Origin of the sequence: Paenibacillus beijingensis, assembly GCF_000961095.1 — a bacterium.
Taxonomy (GTDB): domain Bacteria; phylum Bacillota; class Bacilli; order Paenibacillales; family Paenibacillaceae; genus Paenibacillus_O; species Paenibacillus_O beijingensis.
Genome location: NZ_CP011058.1, coordinates 43,867 through 60,634 on the forward strand (window position 1 = coordinate 43,867; position 16,768 = coordinate 60,634).

The window sequence follows — 16,768 nt, forward strand, 5'->3', positions numbered from 1 at the left end:
GCAGGTATTATCGATTGAAAGCGCATGTCTGGAGGGAAAACCTGCGATTGCGCAGGAATTTCCAGCTTTTATCGCCTGAACGAGAGTTGGGGTCGACAAAAAAAAGTATATTTGCAGGAATTTTAACGTAGTCGAAAAATAAAAAGAAAAAAGATGTACGAACGCATCTTTTTCACAAATTGCCCCTTCGTGCAGAGCGACAAAAACGAACGAACCGGCCAAGGATAGCCCCTTAATCGGTTCGTTTACGCTTTTGAAGCAGAGAAAGGGCTTGAAATACGACTAAAAGCCTAGGTATGGGACAGCCCCGCACAGCCGCAGGTTGCGGTTACCCTTCGTATTTCTTCATCAAAGCGGCAAGCTCGTCTTCCACTTCCTTGTCTTTGGACAAGGCCGCGAACTCTTCGTCCAGCGATTTGCCTTTGCCGTCCGCCAGCACGTTGCTCGCTTCCGCACGGGACTCCATCTCCAGCACCTTGTCTTCCATCCGTTTCAGACCGGCCATGGCGGTGTCCGCGCCGAATCCGGACATCGCCTTGTTGATTTCCGTCTGCGCCTTGGCGGCGTTGGCACGGGCGACAAGCGTTTCGCGCTTATGTTTGAGATCGGTGAACTGCTTCTGCATCTGCGCCAATTTCTCTCTCAGATTGTCAGCGGCCGCTTTGTTCGAGTCGAAAGCCGCCTTGTACTCGTCACGCTTCTGCTCGGCGGATTTCTTTTCTTCCAGCGCACGGCGCGCCAGATCGATGTTTTTCGCTTGAGCCGCCGTGTGGGCCTGCTCATTGCGCTTTTGCACGAGCGCTTCCTGATCTTCGTACAGCTTCTTGAACTTTTTCTCCAGCGCGATTTGGGCGGCGACCGCTTTCTCCGCATCTTCCAGATCTTCCTGCATATCGCGGATATACTGGTCGGTCATTTTGACCGGATCTTCCGCTTTATCGATTAAAGCATATACATTGGAAAGGGTTAGATCGCGCAAACGTTTGAACAAAGACATGTGAACATCCTCCTCAAATTTGAATAACTTTGCTTGATACCCTTATATACGACCTTGACAATCGTTTAGTTCCAAATCTTTTTTCCAGATTGAGCCTTTTCGTTACAGGGTAGTAACCAAATAGCGAATGAGAAGAGAATCGAACGGAGGTCACAAGTTGCCAATCGGAAAGTTTTACCGCATATGCATTTCCATCATTCTGGTGCTGCTTATTTTGTACTTGCTGTCCAAGCTGGAATTTCTTCTTCAACCCCTTATGGCGGCGTTCAACGTGCTGCTGCTGCCTTTCGTGCTTTCGTTCTTCTTCTATTACTTATTTCGCCCTATCGTAGCCTTGCTGCATCGATGGCATCTGTCCAAACCGCTCGCAATCCTGTTTCTTTTTGTTCTCATCGGCAGCTTCATGACGCTGTTTCTGGTGCTTGTATGGCCGACGCTGCAGGAGCAGACGATGGAGTTCATCAACAACCTTCCTTCGCTTGCAAACAGCGTTCAGCAGCAAATCAACCTGCTGGCGGAGCGGAAGTTTGTCGGCACGATGATCCAAAACATCGATATTTCGTCCAAGGTTTCGGGTTATTTGGAGCAGTTTGTCAATACGGCCACCGCTTATTTGAGCAACGCGGTCTCCTGGATCACATCGTTTATCGTTGTCATCTCAACGGTACCTGTGCTGCTCTATTATTTGCTGAAGGAAGATAAAAAAGGATATACGTCACTGGTGCGCATCCTTCCGAAAAAATACCGCGAAGACGCCATAACCGTTGTGCACGATACGGATAAAATGCTGAGCGAGTTCGTGCTCGGAAGAGTCGTTTGCTGCCTGCTGCTCGGCACGCTCGTTTATATCGGCTTCATCATCATCGATTTGCCCTATTCACTTCTGCTTGCCGTCATTGTCGCGATTTTGAACATGATCCCGTATATCGGATCGATTATCGGCGCTATTCCATGCATCCTGATTGCATTCACCGATTCGTTCGTATCGGCGATTTGGGTGCTGGTCATTATATTGATCGCCCAGCAGATCGAAGGCAATCTTATTTCCCCGCACGTTTACGGCCGGACGCTCAATATCCATCCGCTTACGACCGTGCTCGTCGTACTGGTAGCCGGGTCGGTTACCGGAATTATCGGGGTTATGATTTCGATTCCCGTCTACATGGCGGTCAAAATCATCGTGCTCAAAATTGTGGAGCGTTACGAAGCGGCTTCCGGTTAACCAAACCGCCTTCCGGCGGATCCGGAACCGGCACCGCCCGGATGCAGAGCACTGGGCGCTAACGGTATCGGTTACGGACAATAGAGAACGTGCTGCTGCCGCCACTTCGCTTCGCTGTATGCGGGATAAAGACCGATTTCGCGTATGCGCGCTTTAGCGACGCTTTTGTACGGCAGCTGCGCGCGCAGCGGTGCCGACAGCGGGAATTCATCCAAACGTACCGAAATTTCATCGATCCATTCCGCCACGATCGGCCCCGCCCCGGTTGTTGTGAACCGTTCGGAACCGGGAAACCCTTCCCGGTACCACGGATGCTCCCGCAGCTTCGATGCCCCCGGTTCGTTCAGGCAGACGTACAGAGAGAGACTGTCGCACAGCTGCAGCAACTGGAAGCCCCGCTCCGCATACTCCAGTGGCACATTCAAGTTTGCGCGCAGGCGAAGCTGCCGCTGCTCTTCCCTTTGGCGGAACCGGACGCACTCCGGCTCCGTCATATCTTTAAAAAACGCGCTGTAAAACAGGCTGCATAACAGTCCGGCGTAAGGACTGACCGCTTCCACCTCGTCCAGCCCTTTTTTGTAATAAGCGATTTTCGGCAGTATCGGATAGTCGACAAATGTAAAGGGGCCGCCTGCCGCATCGTTCCAGATCGGCATGGCGTCAAGCTCTTTCCAGCCGCAGTCATGCTGTGCAATCGCATGCACCGTTTCGCAGCGGTACCGGCCTTCGGGCAAAATGCCGTGACTCATCGCACCGGCCAATTCCCCGGATAACAGAGCGTGATGATGTTGTTGAATGAGTACAAACTCATCTTCACGCTGGCGCACAATCATCCAATCACCTCCGTCGATGGCGGAACCGGCCGCTTTGACAGCAAGCTGTTCCGCACTCTAGACCGAAAAGCAGATGCAACTCTAATGTAGCACAAAAGCCGAAAGCTGGAAATCACTGCCCACCGTCCTTCGCATGCCATGTTATCGGTCAGGAAAATGAAATTGAATGCGATTCCATTCAAAAAAAACAATTGCAAAACTGCAAAAGCATCGTATATGATGGAAGCAGATCTACAAAAGTTAAAGGGGTTTAACTTTTGAGTACTGCAGCAAACACCGGTTTAACTTTATCATCCCAGTTTTGCGGCAGTAACTTATAAAGAAAGAGGGGGATAACGCAAGCGCATGCACCGTTTTTTTGCTCATAAAGTTTAAGCGTTTTAACTTTGTTTAACAAAATCCGAGTGGGGATGTGGTGGTTTGAATATCCGCGCCGGCAACCGCGAGACGCGATTGATGTACGCTTTTATCTCACCGTGGCTGATCGGTTTTATCGTTTTTGCCCTATTCCCGATTGCCGCTTCTTTGTATTACAGCTTTACGGACTATGATATCATTCACTCCCCGAAGTGGGTCGGGCTGGAAAACTACAAAACGATGTTTGTCGACGACCTGTTCTGGAAGTCCGTCACCGTCACGCTGCAATATACGTTCATCAGCGTTCCGCTCCAACTCTTGCTCGCGCTTGGTTTCGCCCTGTTGCTGAATCAGAAAATACCGTTTCAAGGCTTCTTCCGCACCGCCATGTATTTCCCGAGCATGGTGTCGGGGGTTGCGATGTCGCTGCTCTGGTATTGGGTGTTCAATCCGCAAATCGGGCTGTTTAACTACATGCTCTCTTGGGTCGGCATTAAAGGTCCGGCCTGGCTGATGGACCCGCGAACCGCCCTTTATTCGCTCATCATCATGTCGTTCTGGACCGTCGGCGGCGCCATGATTTTGTTTCTGGCCGGTCTCCAAGGCGTTCCTTCCAGCCTTGTTGAAGCGGCAAAGCTGGACGGCGCGGGCCGGCTGTCGATTTTCCTGCACGTGACGCTGCCGATGATCTCGCCGGTGCTGCTCTTTCAACTCATTATGGGCATTATCGATTCGTTTCAAGTGTTCACGCAAGCCTTCGTTATGACGCAGGGCGGCCCGAACTACTCCACCTGGTTTTATGTTTACAACATCTATACAAGCGCGTTCAAAGAATACCGCGCCGGATACTCCTCCGCGCTGTCGTGGTTACTGCTCTTTGTCGTCCTGTTCGTCACGTTTATCATTATGAAAATGTCAAACCGTTACGTCCATTATGAAGGAGGCAAGAGCTGATGATCACCGCAAGCCGTGTTCAGGGCACTGATATGAATGTTAACGCCCGCCGCAAGCGCAAAGCGGATCCGGTCCGGATCATCAGCTTCCTGACGCTTGTCATCATCACAGCGCTGATGCTGCTGCCGCTGCTGTTCATGGTCGCCACTTCCTTCAAAACGAAACAAGAAATGCTGCAGTACCCGCCCTCGCTGCTGCCGGAAACGCTGCAATTCAGCAATTATAAAGCGATTTTCTCAGCGCTCAATTTCGGAACGCTTTACCAAAACAGTTTGATGATCGGCATTGTGACCGTGATCGGCACGCTGCTTTCCTCCTCGCTGGCCGCCTACGGCTTTGCCCGGTTCCGCGGCAAAGGACGCGACTTTTGGTTCATGCTGCTGTTAAGCACGATGATGCTGCCCTATCCGGCCATTATGATTCCGCAATTTGTGCTTTTCAGCAAGCTGGGCTGGGTTGACACTTTTTTGCCGCTGATCGTGCCCGCTTTTTTCGGATCCGCCTACAACATCTTTCTGCTGCGCCAGTTTTTCGCCACGCTGCCCGAAGAGCTGTTCGATGCCGGTCGAATCGACGGCTGCAGCGAAATCGGCATGTATTGGAAAATCGCTCTTCCGTTATCCGGCGCCGCCTTGGCGACCGTGGCGATTTTCGCCTTCATTTACAGCTGGAACGACCTGCTCACTCCGGTGCTGTACCTGAATTCCTCGGACAAGTTTACGCTTCCGGTCGGCATGGCATCGCTCACGTCGTCCAAGTTCCGCATTCCCCCGTGGCAGCTGCTGATGGTCGCGTCCGTGCTGGCCGTTCTGCCGATCGTCGCCCTGTTCGTCGTTGCCCAGCGGCGTTTTGTCGAAGGCATTGTGCTGACGGGCATCAAATAACGGTTTTGCCGTCCTTTGAAGTCAAGACATAAGCTTGAAGCGTACGAAGAACGGATGTCAAATGGGCAAAAATAGATGAGGAGGCTGTATTTCATGAACAAAATGAGGAAATGGGTAACGAAACGCGCGGCGGTATACGGAGCAGGCGCCGTGCTCGCCATCCTGCCGGTGCTTGGCGGCTGCGCAGGCGGCAATGCCGGGGACAATGCGGCAAGCGGATCGAACTCGAATGACGGCGGCGAACCGGTTACGATTACATATTACACGATTGATTCCCCGGACCGAACGTTCGTCGAGCAGTTGATCCCCGATTTCGAGAAGAAGCATCCGAACATTAAAGTCAAAGTTGCGACCGCTCCTTACGAGCAGTTCGACAGCAAGCTGCAGACGATGATTGCGGGCGGCAGCGCTCCGGACGTCACCTCCCACTTCGGGTACGGCGGGTTCGCCGAATATTATAACAAAGATATGCTGCTAGATCTGACCGATATGCTCAGCGAAGACGGCTTCAAGGCGTCGGATTACAACATTCCGGACAGTGTGATGGACATTTACAAAGTGAACGGCCGCACGTACGGCGTTCCGGTAAACTCTTATGTCACGCTGATGCTGTACAACAAAGATTTGTTCGATAAAGCAAACGTCCCTTATCCGCCTTCGGATTACAACGATAAAAGCTGGACCTTCGACAAAATGGTCGAATACGCCAAAAAGCTGACCATTCTGTCTGACGATCCGTCCAAGCAGCAGTACGGCGTTGATTTTACGTGGGCGGAACGGGACAACAAACCGCTTTATTTCGGCGCCAAAACGTATTCCGACGATACGTGGACAAACGGCGGCGTCCCGTCGGAAACGTATTTCGATTCCCCGGAAACGATCGCGGCGTACCACAAATTTTACGATCTCATCTTCAAGGACAACGTTTCTCCGACGGCTGAATGGTCCAAAAGCGTCGCCGGGCAAGGCGGAGATCCGTTCGTCACCGGCAAAGTCGCGATGTCGGTCGGCGGCTCGTGGATATTGGCCGGTTCCAACGATTTCGGATTCAACGTCGGCGTAGCGGCCGTTCCGGCCGGCGGCAACGACAAAGTGAGAAGCATCCTTTATGTCGATCCGCTGTTTGTGTTGAAAGACTCCAAGCACCCGAAGGAAGCGCTGCAGTGGATCAAATATTTGATCGATACCGATGTGCAGAAGAAATCGATCGAGCTTAGCGGCGGCAATCCTCCGGTTAACCAGGTTGCAGCCGAAGATTATTACGGTCACTTTAACGGCGTTGACGCCCAGGATGTGAAAAATGTATACCAAGGCGCGTTCGCGTACGGTTACGAGTCGTTCAACCACCTGATTACGAATTACTCGCAAATCAACGATCTGTTTATCAACGAAATGCAGCCGATCGAAAACGGCACCAAATCGATTGAAGAAGTGATGCCGGGCATTCAAAGCAAAATGAACGAACTGCTGCAGCGTTCCAAAAAATAACGGACAGCTTATTTTACGCCTGTCACCCTTGTATAATGGTCGTAAGAACAACGATAGGAGAACCGATATGAAAGCCAGCATATTCGATGTAGCCAAACGAGCCGGATTGTCTGTCGTTACCGTCTCCCGCGTGCTCAACGGAGCGGGAACCGTACGCGAAAAAAACCGCCAAAAAATTATGGAAGCCATCAAGGAGCTGGATTACCGTCCCAGTGCCGCCGCCCGTTCTTTGGCGCGCGGCAAGACGGGCATCATCGGTCTAATTCTGACGACGCTTCAAGATTCCTTTTTTGATGCCGTCGTCAAGGAAATTAATGAGGCGCTGGCGCTGCACGGCTATTACCTTGCCGTATCCGTCACCCGGGAATTCGGCAGCGACGAGGCCCATTACCTCATTCAGGAGGACCGCGTAGACGGGCTCATTTTGCTTTCCCCGCTCGAAGAGGGCCGTTTAGTGAGCGAGCTGAAAAAGCGGAATATCCCTTATGTGATCATCGATAACCAGCTTCCCGAAAATACCGCTTCTTCCATCGCCGTCGACAACTATAGGGGCGGTTATGAAGCCGCCTCGCATTTGTTGAGTCTGGGTCACCGGAACATCGCCCATCTTTGCGGACCCGAGCTGTTTCTCAGTACGAGAGAGCGGCGCAGCGGATTTCTGGATGCGCTGAAAGAGGCCGGCATGGAGCCCTTTGCAGTCGAACAGGGCGATTATGACATCGAATTCGGCTATGAAACGGCCCGCAAGTGGCTGGCCGACGGCACGCTGCCTACGGCCGTCTTCGCGGGAGACGATTACATTGCGATCGGGTTCATGAACGCGCTCATGGAAGCCGGCGTACGCGTGCCGGAGCAGCTATCTGTCGTCGGATACGACGATCAGGATATCGCCTCCCGTCTCCGCCCTTTCCTGACGACGGTGCGCCAGCCGTCCGAGAGGATCGGTCTTGCGGCGGCCGACATGCTGCTGCGCAAAATTGACGGCAAAACAAAACGCAGCGCTGGTCTCAAGCTGAAGCCCGAACTCATCATCAGGCAATCGACAGCGGCCAGAGGTGAAGCGAATTGAATTATTACTTGGGAATCGATGCCGGCGGCAGCAAAACCTATGCGATGGTGACCGATGAGTCGGGCCGAATCGTTGGCAAAGGCAGCGCCGGCAGCGGAAATCACCAGACGGGCAAAGAGGCGGCGGAAACGAACCTGTCGCTTGCCGCCGAAACGGCGCTCCGGCAGGCCGGAATCGGCAAGCGGCAGCTTGCCTACTCCTTCTTCGGCCTGGCAGGAGCGGACCGCAAGCCGGACTTCGATATTTTGCATCCGATTATCCGCAAGCTCGGATTCGACCGTTACACGATTGTATGCGACACCTTGATCAGCCTGCGCGCCGGCACGAGCCGCCCTTACGGTGTATCGGTCATTTGCGGCACAGGCACAAACAGCGCCGGAATCAGCCCCTCGGGCGAAATGTACCAGTGCGGCGGCTTCGACTATATGTACGGCGACTTCGGCGGAGGCGGCTCGTTATGCATCGAGGTGTTCCGCTCCGTTATCCGTGCCTGGGACGGACGGGAGAAGCAGACGGAGCTGACCCCCCTGCTGCTGCAGCTGCTTGATTACGAAAGTGTCGAGCATATGTATCACGACTATCTGGATCATCAACATACCGTTCCGCTTCAAGCCGCTCAGCTTTTGTTTACGGCTGCGGCGAAAGGCGATCCGGTTTCGCTGGACATTTTGAACCGTCAGGGGAAGAGCTGGGCAAATCGGTAACAGCCGTCATACGTAAGCTTCATATGGAAGCGGAAAGCTTCGAGGTGGTCATGGCGGGCAGCCTGCTTACGCGCGGCGATCGGGGCTGGATCAGCGCGCCTGTCGAGAAGGCGCTGCGAATCGCCGCGCCGCAAGCGTCGCTGCTGAAGCTTGAGCTCGAACCCGTCGTCGGCGCGATTTGGTGCGCGATGGAGCGGGACGGACGGATCGTGACCGCGCAAATTTACGAGCAAATGAGACATTACCGTGATTTCCATTCTATCTGAATGAGACATCACCGCGATTTCCATTCCATCTGAAGCGCTATAGATCCAATATTTTACTTATCCTAGGATGTGACGGGCTAATGAAGCAAGGATTAAAAATCGCCGTCATCGGCGGCGGATCGTCCTATACGCCTGAGCTGGTTGAAGGATTTATTCGTGATTACGGTGATCTCCCGGTCCGCGAGCTGTGGCTCGTCGATATTGAAGCGGGACTGAACAAGCTGAACATTGTCGGCGAATTGGCGAAACGGATGGTAGCCGCATCGGGACTGCCGATCGACATTCATCTGACGACAGACCGCCGCCAGGCCATCCGCGGAGCCGATTTCGTCAGCACGCAGATGCGGATCGGCATGCTGGAGGCGCGGGTACGAGACGAAACGATTCCGCTTCGCCACGGCGTTATCGGCCAGGAAACGACCGGACCCGGCGGCATGATGAAAGCGCTGCGCACCATCCCCGTTCTGCTGGACATTTGCAAAGACATCAAGGAGCTGGCGCCGCAGGCGTGGCTGCTTAACTTTACCAACCCCGCCGGAATGGTTACCGAAGCGATTCATAAATACGGCGGCGTGCGCAGCATCGGCTTGTGCAATGCGCCGATCGGGCTGATCAAATTGGTTTCCGCACGTTACAACACGCAGCCCGAACGCATTTATGCGGAGTTTGCCGGTCTCAACCACCTGCACTGGGTTACCCGTATCGAGGTGGAAGGCGAAGACAAGCTGCAGGAGCTGCTGGAAAACCGCGAGCAATATGCCGCAAGCAACGTGCCCCAGCACGGGTGGGACCCCGATTTTCTTCGTTCGCTGCAGGCGCTTCCGTCCTACTATCTCAAATATTACTATTTGACCGACTTCATGCTGCAGGAGCAGCTGAATTCGACAAACAAAGGCGGAACCCGCGCCGAGGTCGTCAAACGGGTGGAGGACGAACTGTTCAAGCTGTACAGCGATCCGCAGCTGAAGGAAAAACCGAAGCAGCTGGAGCAGCGCGGCGGCGCCTATTATTCCGAAGCAGCCGTCAACCTGATGCGCTCTCTACACAACGGAACGAACGACATTCAAACGCTGAATGTGCCGAACCGCGGTACGATCGACTTTTTGCCGGATGACGCGTGCATTGAAGTAAACTGTGTCGTGACGAAAAACGGCCCGCTGCCGCTGCCGCTCACCAAAATCCCGCAGCCGGTCAAAGGGTTGATGCACGCCGTCAAGACATACGAGCAGCTTGCGATCGAAGCCGCCGTCAACGGCGACCGGGCGCTGGCGCTGCAGGCGCTCGCCCATCATCCGCTCGTTCCCTCGGTCAGCACCGCCAAAGCGCTGCTAACCGAGATGCTGGAGGCGAACCGCGATTATTTGCCCCGGTTTTTCGATTGAAACGGCTGTCGTCGTCTTTACAGACGCACAAAGTTTCGACCCGTGTCCTCTCCTCTTCACCCGCCCAGTATATGGTAGAATAAGAAAGAGAACAATCATTCCGAATAGAGGTGGGCATGGTGGGAGAAAAAATAGCCGTTATAGCCGATATTCACGGCAACAGCCTGGCACTCGAAGCAGTATTGAACGATATTTCGCGGCGCGGTATCGGGACGATTTTCAACTTGGGCGACAGTTTATACGGACCGCTGGATCCTCCGGGAACGGCCCGGGCTCGCCGCATGCCCGGTATGCAATTATCGAAAAGTTAACCGGCCAGTGGCAGGTGGAGCAAATTTGCCTGCCCTATGACTGGAAAAAAGCGGCCGAGATGGCGGAGCGCAATGGCCGTCAAGACTGGGCCGAAGCGCTCTGAAGCGGGAGGTCCTAAACGCCGTCGCTGCACCGTTCGCTACCAAATGACAAATGTATTGCGCAAAAAAAAACCGAGAAGGGTTGCTGGCCTGAACGTATCACGCGGTTCAGCTCCTGTGGCCCTCTCGGCTTAATTGGACTTTCACGACGGATCTATTACTTGGAAACTTTCACACGTTCGCTGATCGGCTGGAATTGTTTCTCGCCTGCCGGAGCAACCGGTTTGCCGAACGGCAATTGAGCAATCAGTTTCCAGTTTTCCGGAACGCTCCATTCTTTTTTCACTTGCTCGTCCACGAGCGGGTTGTAGTGCTGAAGCGATGCGCCCAAACCTTCGGCTTCGAGAGCCGTCCAAACGACCAATTGCAGCATGCCGTTCGATTGGTTTGACCAGATTGGGAAGTTCGCTTCGTACGACGGAAATTTCTCCTGCAGACCGCGGACAACGCTCTCGTCCTCGAAGAACAGAATCGTGCCGTAGCCGCTGCGGAAAGCGGCCATTTTTTCTTCCGTAGAAGCGAATCCTTCGCCTCCGCCGGTTACAACGCGCAGCGTTTCTGTAGTCAAATCCCAGAACTTATCCGATTGCTCGCCAAGCAGCACAAGAACACGCGAGCTTTGGGAGTTGAACGAGGACGGCGTATGTTTAACGGCTTCTTCGACAATTTCCTGAATTTTCTCATCGGAAATAACAGCTTCCTTGCTTATTGCATAAATGGAACGGCGATGACGGATCGCATCAAAAAACGTATTGGACATTATGGTTACCTCCAACTATATATAGTTACGAACATTTTTATTGTAACTGTTAATTTGTGAACTTGCAAGCAAAAGTTACCGGCCGCCCGCCGCTGTTATTTTTGGCTATGCCTCATGTTATCATTCCTTGAAATTCGGATAATCATTACCCCTCCAAGAGTCATTTCAATCTTAAGAAAAGACGAAAACGGAAATTCGAGGGCAACTGCCGTTTCGATGACTAATTGGGGACTCCTATAAAAAAAGGATGAACAAACAGGGCGTGCACTGCCCGGTGTTTGTTCATCCTTTTCGCTGCCGGTTTCGTTACAGGCGGAAGCGGCGGAGCTGATCCCACTGCTTCTCCCTCGTCAAAATTTCGACTTGCTTCGGACCGACCAGATCGAAATGGGGAAACAACGCCCGGTCGTGAATATAACGCGGGTTAAGCCCGTTTCGCTCGCACCAGCCGGAAAGCTTGGAAAGATCGCAGCAGCCCACTTTCGTCACCGTACGTGCGTCCGGAAAGCGGGGATCGTGCCAATAATGCGTCAAAAAAGCGATCTCCCCCGACGCTACGCGTTCTTTCCAACGATTCAACTCATCCCTTTTTAACCCGAATGCCATATCCGGCTCTCTCCTCTTCTAGGAGATGCTGCCGGGAGCGTAAATTTGCTTGACGCGTCCCACCTGGCCGTCCTCAAGACGCACTTTAATGCCGTGCGGATGATTGGGCGAATTGGTCAAAATATTTTTGACGACGCCGCGCGTCCTTTTACCGGTCCGTTGATCCTGTTTGAGCACGATGTCGACTTCCATTCCGGGCTTAAGAGCCGAACGAATCATTCCTTCCATCTTCGTTTCATTCCTTTCGCATTTTCCAATTGCAGATGATCCTGTGCGAATTATCCGATGTGAAAAGCATATCATAATGCCGCAGGAAGTTCATTTTTTTGGCTCGAAATGAACTCGTTCGGGATGCAAGCCCGTCCCGCAACTGCTATACTGGATGAAATATGGTGCAGTCGCTATTTTGCACCGAACAGATGAAAAGAGGAACCTATACATGTCATCGGCATTTACGGCGATGGGCATCCGTCCAGAACTTGCCCAAACTTTGCAAAATAACGGCATTGTGAAGCCGACCCCCGTGCAGGAAGAAGCGATTCCGGTCGTTCTCGGCGGACGCGACGTGATCGTGCAGGCTCAAACGGGAACCGGCAAAACGCTCGCCTTTACCCTTCCGATTCTGGAAAAAATCAATACCAACAAGACGTATACCCAGGCGCTCATTTTGACGCCGACCCGGGAGCTCGCCATCCAGATTACGTCCGAGCTGGCCAAACTGGCTCCGGCCGTCGGCGCTAGCGTGCTTGCCGCCTACGGCGGTCAGGATGTGGATGCGCAAATCCGCAAGCTGAACAATGCGGCGCCGCACATCATCGTGGCGACGCCGGGAAGGCTGCTCGACCATCTGCGGCGCGAGACGGTGTCGCTCATCGGCATCAAGACGCTTGTGCTCGACGAAGCCGACCAAATGCTGCATATGGGCTTCCTGACCGAAGTCGAAACGGTGCTCGGCCATTGCTCGGACAAGCGGCAGACGCTGCTGTTCTCGGCGACGATGCCGGACGCGGTGCGGCAGCTCGCTTCCCGCTACATGGCTTCCCCGGCCGATATCCGCATACAAAGCGCGAACGTAACCGTAGACAATATCGCGCAGCTTGTTGTGGAGACGACGGACCGGATGAAGCAGCAGACGCTGCTCCGCCTGCTGGAGCTGTACCGCCCTTATTTGGCCGTCGTATTCTGCCGCACGAAAATCCGCGCCAAGAAGCTGAACGAAGCGCTGCTCGAGGCCGGCGTATTGACCGACGAACTGCACGGCGATTTGACCCAGGCGAAGCGGGAGACGGTTATGAAGCGGTTCCGCAGCGCGAAGCTGCAGGTGCTGGTGGCGACCGATGTGGCGGCGAGAGGATTGGACGTGGAAGGCGTTACGCACGTGTTCAACTATGATATGCCGCACGACTCCGAAGGGTACATACACCGGATCGGCCGGACGGGCCGCGCCGGACAAAGCGGCATGGCCATTACGCTTGCGACACCGCGAGACCGCGGCGATTTACTGCAGCTGGAGCAGAAAATCCGCGCCAAGCTGGACCGCCGGCCGATGAGCGAATTCGGCGTCGGCAGCGCAGGAGCAGGCGCCAGCGCGGGTGAGCGGGATGAGCCGCGCGGCGGGCGCGGTTCGCGAGGTGCCGGCGGCGCGAAAGCCGGCGCGGGACGCGGCGGACGCAGCGGCGGAACGCGCGGGGCCGGCGGGGCGCGAGGGGCCGGCGGCGCACAAGGCGCTTCGCGCGGCAGACGCGCGGGCGGTGAGAGCCGGGTGGGCACGGAGCGCGAAGCGGCTGCGCCTGGGTTCCGGCGCGAGGCGGCTGCAGGCGCCCGCCGCGGCGGCCGTGGAAGCCGTGAGGCAGGCGGCGCAGCGGACGCGCATGACGTGTGGCGCACCGATCGCCCGGGCACGCGCGGAAGCCGCGGCGCAGGCGGCGGCGCATCCGGCGAGCGGCGCGGGCGCACCGCGGGACGCGGCGCAGGCAATGCGTCCGCGCACGGCGAAGCGGAACGCGGACGCAGCGGCGGGCGCGGCTCGTTCGGCGCGAAACCAGCGGCCAAGAGCGCTACCCGGACCAGCCGCGAGGGAGGACGCGGTCAGGGCACCAATCAGAAGCCAGGCGGCGGCAGAGGCCGCCGGGGCAGATAAGAAACATTTATCATAAGCGGTTCGGAACACAAATAACCGCCCGTATCCATCGCTGGATCCGGGCGGTTTTTGCATGCGCCGCGTTTTCGTTTTATTCATCATCATTTACCGTTCATTTCCTGCCGACGGCGCCTTCGCACTCCACCTGCACGACGGCTGCCGCGCGCATTTTGAGCACGATTTTGCGGATGCTTTCCACCGACAGATGGAATTTCCGTTCCAGCTCCGCAAACGAGAGGCCCGTCATGTAGCAGCGGTAAATATCTTCATTGCGGCTTTGAATCATCAGCCTCGAACCGCTCAACTCGCCCCATGCGGCGCGATGAGACGTTTTTTTCGGAATGTAAACAAGCTCGCCCTCGATATACTTCTGCAGCTCTTTCAGCAGACTAGGGGGAAGCACTTCTTTTCCATTTTTGTAGTTCAAGTTTCCCATCCTCCTTATTAAATCCAGCACGCGCGTAACCTGCAGTTGCATTAATTGTTGCATTCTTAACCTTCCTCATAGCACGCTTCCTCCTTTCGTAAGATCCGTTTCGTTTAATGTTGATTCCATTTCCAAATTTGATTTCCCATGTCATCCGCTTTGATCTGCGCAAGCAGCAAACGGTTAAAAGGAGGCCTTGCGGCCTCCCCCATCGGCAAATCTTCGCTTTAAGCGAAGATCACCTCGTATGCCTGAATCATGCAGATCAGCCTCCTTTCAACAGGAATGCGTCGGTCCGACAACTTCATTAACTCATAGATTGGGTAATGTTGGCAAGAGTAAAGTTTGTTATAAAAGATTTTTCCCATACGTCAAAGCAGCCAAATAATTGTTGCACGAATGCCGGTAGAGATGCTATGATCTAAAAAATTTATCTTCACCCGGAGAGGAGCTTTTCAAGTGGCTTATTATTATGAGGAAGCGTCGCGGACGTTTAGTGAATATTTGCTCGTTCCCAATCTGACAACGAAACAATGCACACCCGCAAATGTCGATCTGAAAACCCCTATTTCCAAATTCAAGCGCGACGAACAGCCGGAAATCGAACTGAACATACCGTTTACATCGGCGGTCATGCAGGCCGTTTCCGACGACCGGATGGCTGTGGCGCTCGCCCAGAACGGGGGCCTCGCTTTTCTGTTCGGGTCCCAGTCGATCGAATCGCAGGCCGAAATGGTACGCAAAGTAAAAGGGTACAAGGCGGGCTTTGTCGTCAGCCGCTCCAACCTCACCCCCGATCATACGCTGCAGGATGTGCTGGATTTAAAGGAGCTCAACGGGCATTCCACCGTTGCGGTGACCGAAGACGGGACTCCTACAGGCAAGCTGCTCGGGATCGTGACGAGCCGGGATTACCGGATTTCCCGGGATAAGCTCGATAAGCCGGTGCGCGAGTTTATGACTCCGTTCTCCTCGCTCATCTATGGCAAAGCCGGTCTTTCGCTGAAAGAAGCGAACGATCTGATCTGGGAGCACAAGCTTAACACGCTGCCCGTCATTGACGAGAATCAGCGTCTGACGCATCTTGTATTCCGCAAAGATTACGACCGCAACAAGGAATACCCAAACGAGCTTCTGGACGGCAATAAGCGATACCGCGTCGGGGCGGGCATCAATACGAAGGACTATTTGAACCGCGTACCCGCGCTTGTCGAAGCAGGCGTTGACGTGCTCGTTATCGACTCCTCCGACGGTTACTCCGAGTGGCAGGCCGATACCGTCAAATACGTCAAAGAGAATTTCAATGTCAAAATCGGAGCCGGCAACGTCGTTGACCGGGAAGGGTTCCTGTACCTCGTGCAATCCGGCGCCGATTTCATCAAAGTCGGCATCGGCGGCGGTTCGATCTGTATCACCCGCGAGCAGAAAGGCATCGGGCGCGGACAAGCTTCGGCTGTGCAGGAAGTCGTGAAAGCCCGCGACGAATATTTCGAAGAAACGGGCGTCTATATTCCGATCTGCTCCGACGGAGGCATCGTGCATGACTATCATGTGACGCTGGCGCTGGCGATGGGCGCCGACTTCGTCATGCTGGGACGGTACTTCGCACGCTTCGACGAAAGCCCGACCAAAAAGCTGAAGGTCGGCGGCAATTTCGTGAAGGAATATTGGGGCGAAGGCTCCAACCGCGCACGCAACTGGGAACGGTACGATACGGGCGGCAAGCAAACGCTGCTGTTCGAGGAAGGCGTCGATTCCTACGTCCCTTACGCGGGCAGCCTGAAGGAAAATCTGGATAAGACGCTCGGCAAAATCAAATCCACGATGTGCAACTGCGGATCGCTCTCGATCGCGGAGCTGCAGCGCAAGGCGCGCATTACGCTCGTTTCGGCAACCAGCCTGGTCGAAGGCGGCGCGCACGACGTCATTTTGAAGGAAAATACTTCATTCTCGGCAGATTAAATTCAGACCGATAGTCTCATAAGGATTCACATGAATGAGCTAGTCCTAAATGGGACACAAGAGGACCTCCAGTTTCGCTGGCAAAGCGGAGTCGGAGGTCCTTTCCTATCTAAACCTGCAGCTGTGCAGGTTTTATCGGTCGAAATGGCATGTATGGAGGGAAAACCTGCGATGGTGCAGGAATTCCCAGCTTTTATCGCCTGAACGAGAGATGGGTTCGAAAAAAACAGTATTATCGCAGGAATTTTAACGTAGTCGAAAAATAAACCGAAAAAAGATGTACGAACGCATGTTTTTCAGAAAT

Annotated in this window: 16 protein-coding genes and 1 pseudogene; 11 read left to right on the plus strand and 6 right to left on the minus strand. The window is 54.3% G+C overall.

The window, feature by feature from the left end:
* Positions 1-328: 328 nt before the first annotated feature.
* Complete coding sequence (locus VN24_RS00245; RefSeq protein ID WP_045668778.1) at positions 329-997, minus strand: PspA/IM30 family protein; 669 nt, start codon at positions 995-997, stop codon at positions 329-331.
* Between the two features lie 157 nt (positions 998-1,154).
* Between VN24_RS00245 and VN24_RS00250 the strand changes: the two genes are divergently transcribed.
* Positions 1,155-2,219, plus strand: coding sequence for an AI-2E family transporter (locus tag VN24_RS00250; RefSeq protein ID WP_052702710.1), 1,065 nt, complete (start codon positions 1,155-1,157; stop codon positions 2,217-2,219).
* Positions 2,220-2,290: 71 nt separating this feature from the next.
* On the opposite strand, the gene VN24_RS00255 is transcribed toward VN24_RS00250, so the two are convergent.
* The gene (locus VN24_RS00255) at positions 2,291-3,052 is read right to left on the minus strand and encodes a DUF3891 family protein (protein WP_045668780.1); all 762 of its coding nucleotides are present in this window, start codon (positions 3,050-3,052) and stop codon (positions 2,291-2,293) included.
* A gap of 456 nt (positions 3,053-3,508) precedes the next feature.
* Here VN24_RS00255 and VN24_RS00260 point away from each other — a divergent pair, with 456 nt between their 5' ends.
* From VN24_RS00260 to VN24_RS28635, 8 genes and pseudogenes are all read left to right on the plus strand, one after another.
* Positions 3,509-4,363, plus strand: coding sequence for a carbohydrate ABC transporter permease (locus VN24_RS00260; protein WP_045672817.1), 855 nt, complete (start codon positions 3,509-3,511; stop codon positions 4,361-4,363).
* The gene (locus tag VN24_RS00265) at positions 4,363-5,247 is read left to right on the plus strand and encodes a carbohydrate ABC transporter permease (RefSeq protein ID WP_082083535.1); all 885 of its coding nucleotides are present in this window, start codon (positions 4,363-4,365) and stop codon (positions 5,245-5,247) included. Before VN24_RS00260 ends, VN24_RS00265 begins: the two co-directional genes overlap by 1 nt.
* 93 nt (positions 5,248-5,340) lie before the next feature.
* Entirely contained in the window at positions 5,341-6,735 is a 1,395-nt protein-coding gene (locus VN24_RS00270; RefSeq protein WP_045668781.1) for an ABC transporter substrate-binding protein, read from the plus strand.
* Positions 6,736-6,802: 67 nt separating this feature from the next.
* Positions 6,803-7,804 (plus strand): LacI family DNA-binding transcriptional regulator, encoded by a 1,002-nt coding sequence (locus VN24_RS00275; protein ID WP_045668782.1) that lies wholly within the window; start codon positions 6,803-6,805, stop codon positions 7,802-7,804.
* Positions 7,801-8,508: an N-acetylglucosamine kinase gene (locus VN24_RS00280; protein ID WP_338012208.1), complete on the plus strand. Its 708-nt coding sequence runs from the start codon at positions 7,801-7,803 to the stop codon at positions 8,506-8,508. The genes VN24_RS00275 and VN24_RS00280 overlap by 4 nt, the downstream gene beginning before the upstream one ends.
* A gap of 23 nt (positions 8,509-8,531) precedes the next feature.
* Positions 8,532-8,774, plus strand: a complete 243-nt coding sequence (locus VN24_RS28530; protein ID WP_338012209.1) for a hypothetical protein — start codon at positions 8,532-8,534, stop codon at positions 8,772-8,774.
* Between the two features lie 80 nt (positions 8,775-8,854).
* The gene (locus tag VN24_RS00285; protein WP_045668783.1) at positions 8,855-10,156 is read left to right on the plus strand and encodes a 6-phospho-beta-glucosidase; all 1,302 of its coding nucleotides are present in this window, start codon (positions 8,855-8,857) and stop codon (positions 10,154-10,156) included.
* Between the two features lie 116 nt (positions 10,157-10,272).
* Positions 10,273-10,422 (plus strand): annotated as a pseudogene (locus tag VN24_RS28635) (metallophosphoesterase family protein); the annotation flags it as partial.
* Positions 10,423-10,726: 304 nt separating this feature from the next.
* On the opposite strand, the gene VN24_RS00295 reads toward VN24_RS28635, so the two are convergent.
* From VN24_RS00295 to VN24_RS00305, 3 genes are all read right to left on the minus strand, one after another.
* A complete protein-coding gene (locus tag VN24_RS00295; protein ID WP_045668784.1) occupies positions 10,727-11,329 on the minus strand; it encodes a nitroreductase family protein in 603 nt (200 codons plus the stop codon).
* A gap of 306 nt (positions 11,330-11,635) precedes the next feature.
* On the minus strand, positions 11,636-11,935 hold the full coding sequence (locus VN24_RS00300) for a hypothetical protein (protein WP_045668785.1): 300 nt from the start codon (positions 11,933-11,935) through the stop codon (positions 11,636-11,638).
* 18 nt (positions 11,936-11,953) lie between these two features.
* The gene (locus VN24_RS00305) at positions 11,954-12,163 is read right to left on the minus strand and encodes a YwbE family protein (RefSeq protein ID WP_045668786.1); all 210 of its coding nucleotides are present in this window, start codon (positions 12,161-12,163) and stop codon (positions 11,954-11,956) included.
* 211 nt (positions 12,164-12,374) lie between these two features.
* Between VN24_RS00305 and VN24_RS00310 the strand changes: the two genes are divergently transcribed.
* Positions 12,375-14,075: a DEAD/DEAH box helicase gene (locus VN24_RS00310; protein WP_045668787.1), complete on the plus strand. Its 1,701-nt coding sequence runs from the start codon at positions 12,375-12,377 to the stop codon at positions 14,073-14,075.
* Between the two features lie 112 nt (positions 14,076-14,187).
* On the opposite strand, the gene VN24_RS00315 is transcribed toward VN24_RS00310, so the two are convergent.
* Positions 14,188-14,502 carry a CD3324 family protein gene (locus tag VN24_RS00315; protein ID WP_045672820.1) on the minus strand — a complete coding sequence of 105 codons (315 nt, stop codon included), beginning with the start codon at positions 14,500-14,502 and terminating at the stop codon, positions 14,188-14,190.
* 459 nt (positions 14,503-14,961) lie between these two features.
* Here VN24_RS00315 and VN24_RS00320 point away from each other — a divergent pair, with 459 nt between their 5' ends.
* On the plus strand, positions 14,962-16,464 hold the full coding sequence (locus tag VN24_RS00320; protein WP_045668788.1) for an IMP dehydrogenase: 1,503 nt from the start codon (positions 14,962-14,964) through the stop codon (positions 16,462-16,464).
* The last annotated feature ends 304 nt before the right edge of the window (positions 16,465-16,768 follow it).

Coding starts and splice junctions, on each gene's coding strand:
- VN24_RS00295 (WP_045668784.1), bottom strand. CDS start 11,329: ATGTCCAATACGTTTTTTGATGCGATCCGTCATCGCCGTTCCATTTAT.
- VN24_RS00260 (WP_045672817.1), top strand. CDS start 3,509: ATGTACGCTTTTATCTCACCGTGGCTGATCGGTTTTATCGTTTTTGCC.
- VN24_RS00275 (WP_045668782.1), top strand. CDS start 6,803: ATGAAAGCCAGCATATTCGATGTAGCCAAACGAGCCGGATTGTCTGTC.
- VN24_RS00305 (WP_045668786.1), bottom strand. CDS start 12,163: ATGGAAGGAATGATTCGTTCGGCTCTTAAGCCCGGAATGGAAGTCGAC.
- VN24_RS00310 (WP_045668787.1), top strand. CDS start 12,375: ATGTCATCGGCATTTACGGCGATGGGCATCCGTCCAGAACTTGCCCAA.
- VN24_RS00285 (WP_045668783.1), top strand. CDS start 8,855: ATGAAGCAAGGATTAAAAATCGCCGTCATCGGCGGCGGATCGTCCTAT.
- VN24_RS28530 (WP_338012209.1), top strand. CDS start 8,532: ATGGAAGCGGAAAGCTTCGAGGTGGTCATGGCGGGCAGCCTGCTTACG.
- VN24_RS00255 (WP_045668780.1), bottom strand. CDS start 3,052: ATGATTGTGCGCCAGCGTGAAGATGAGTTTGTACTCATTCAACAACAT.
- VN24_RS00300 (WP_045668785.1), bottom strand. CDS start 11,935: ATGGCATTCGGGTTAAAAAGGGATGAGTTGAATCGTTGGAAAGAACGC.
- VN24_RS00245 (WP_045668778.1), bottom strand. CDS start 997: ATGTCTTTGTTCAAACGTTTGCGCGATCTAACCCTTTCCAATGTATAT.
- VN24_RS00265 (WP_082083535.1), top strand. CDS start 4,363: ATGATCACCGCAAGCCGTGTTCAGGGCACTGATATGAATGTTAACGCC.
- VN24_RS00270 (WP_045668781.1), top strand. CDS start 5,341: ATGAACAAAATGAGGAAATGGGTAACGAAACGCGCGGCGGTATACGGA.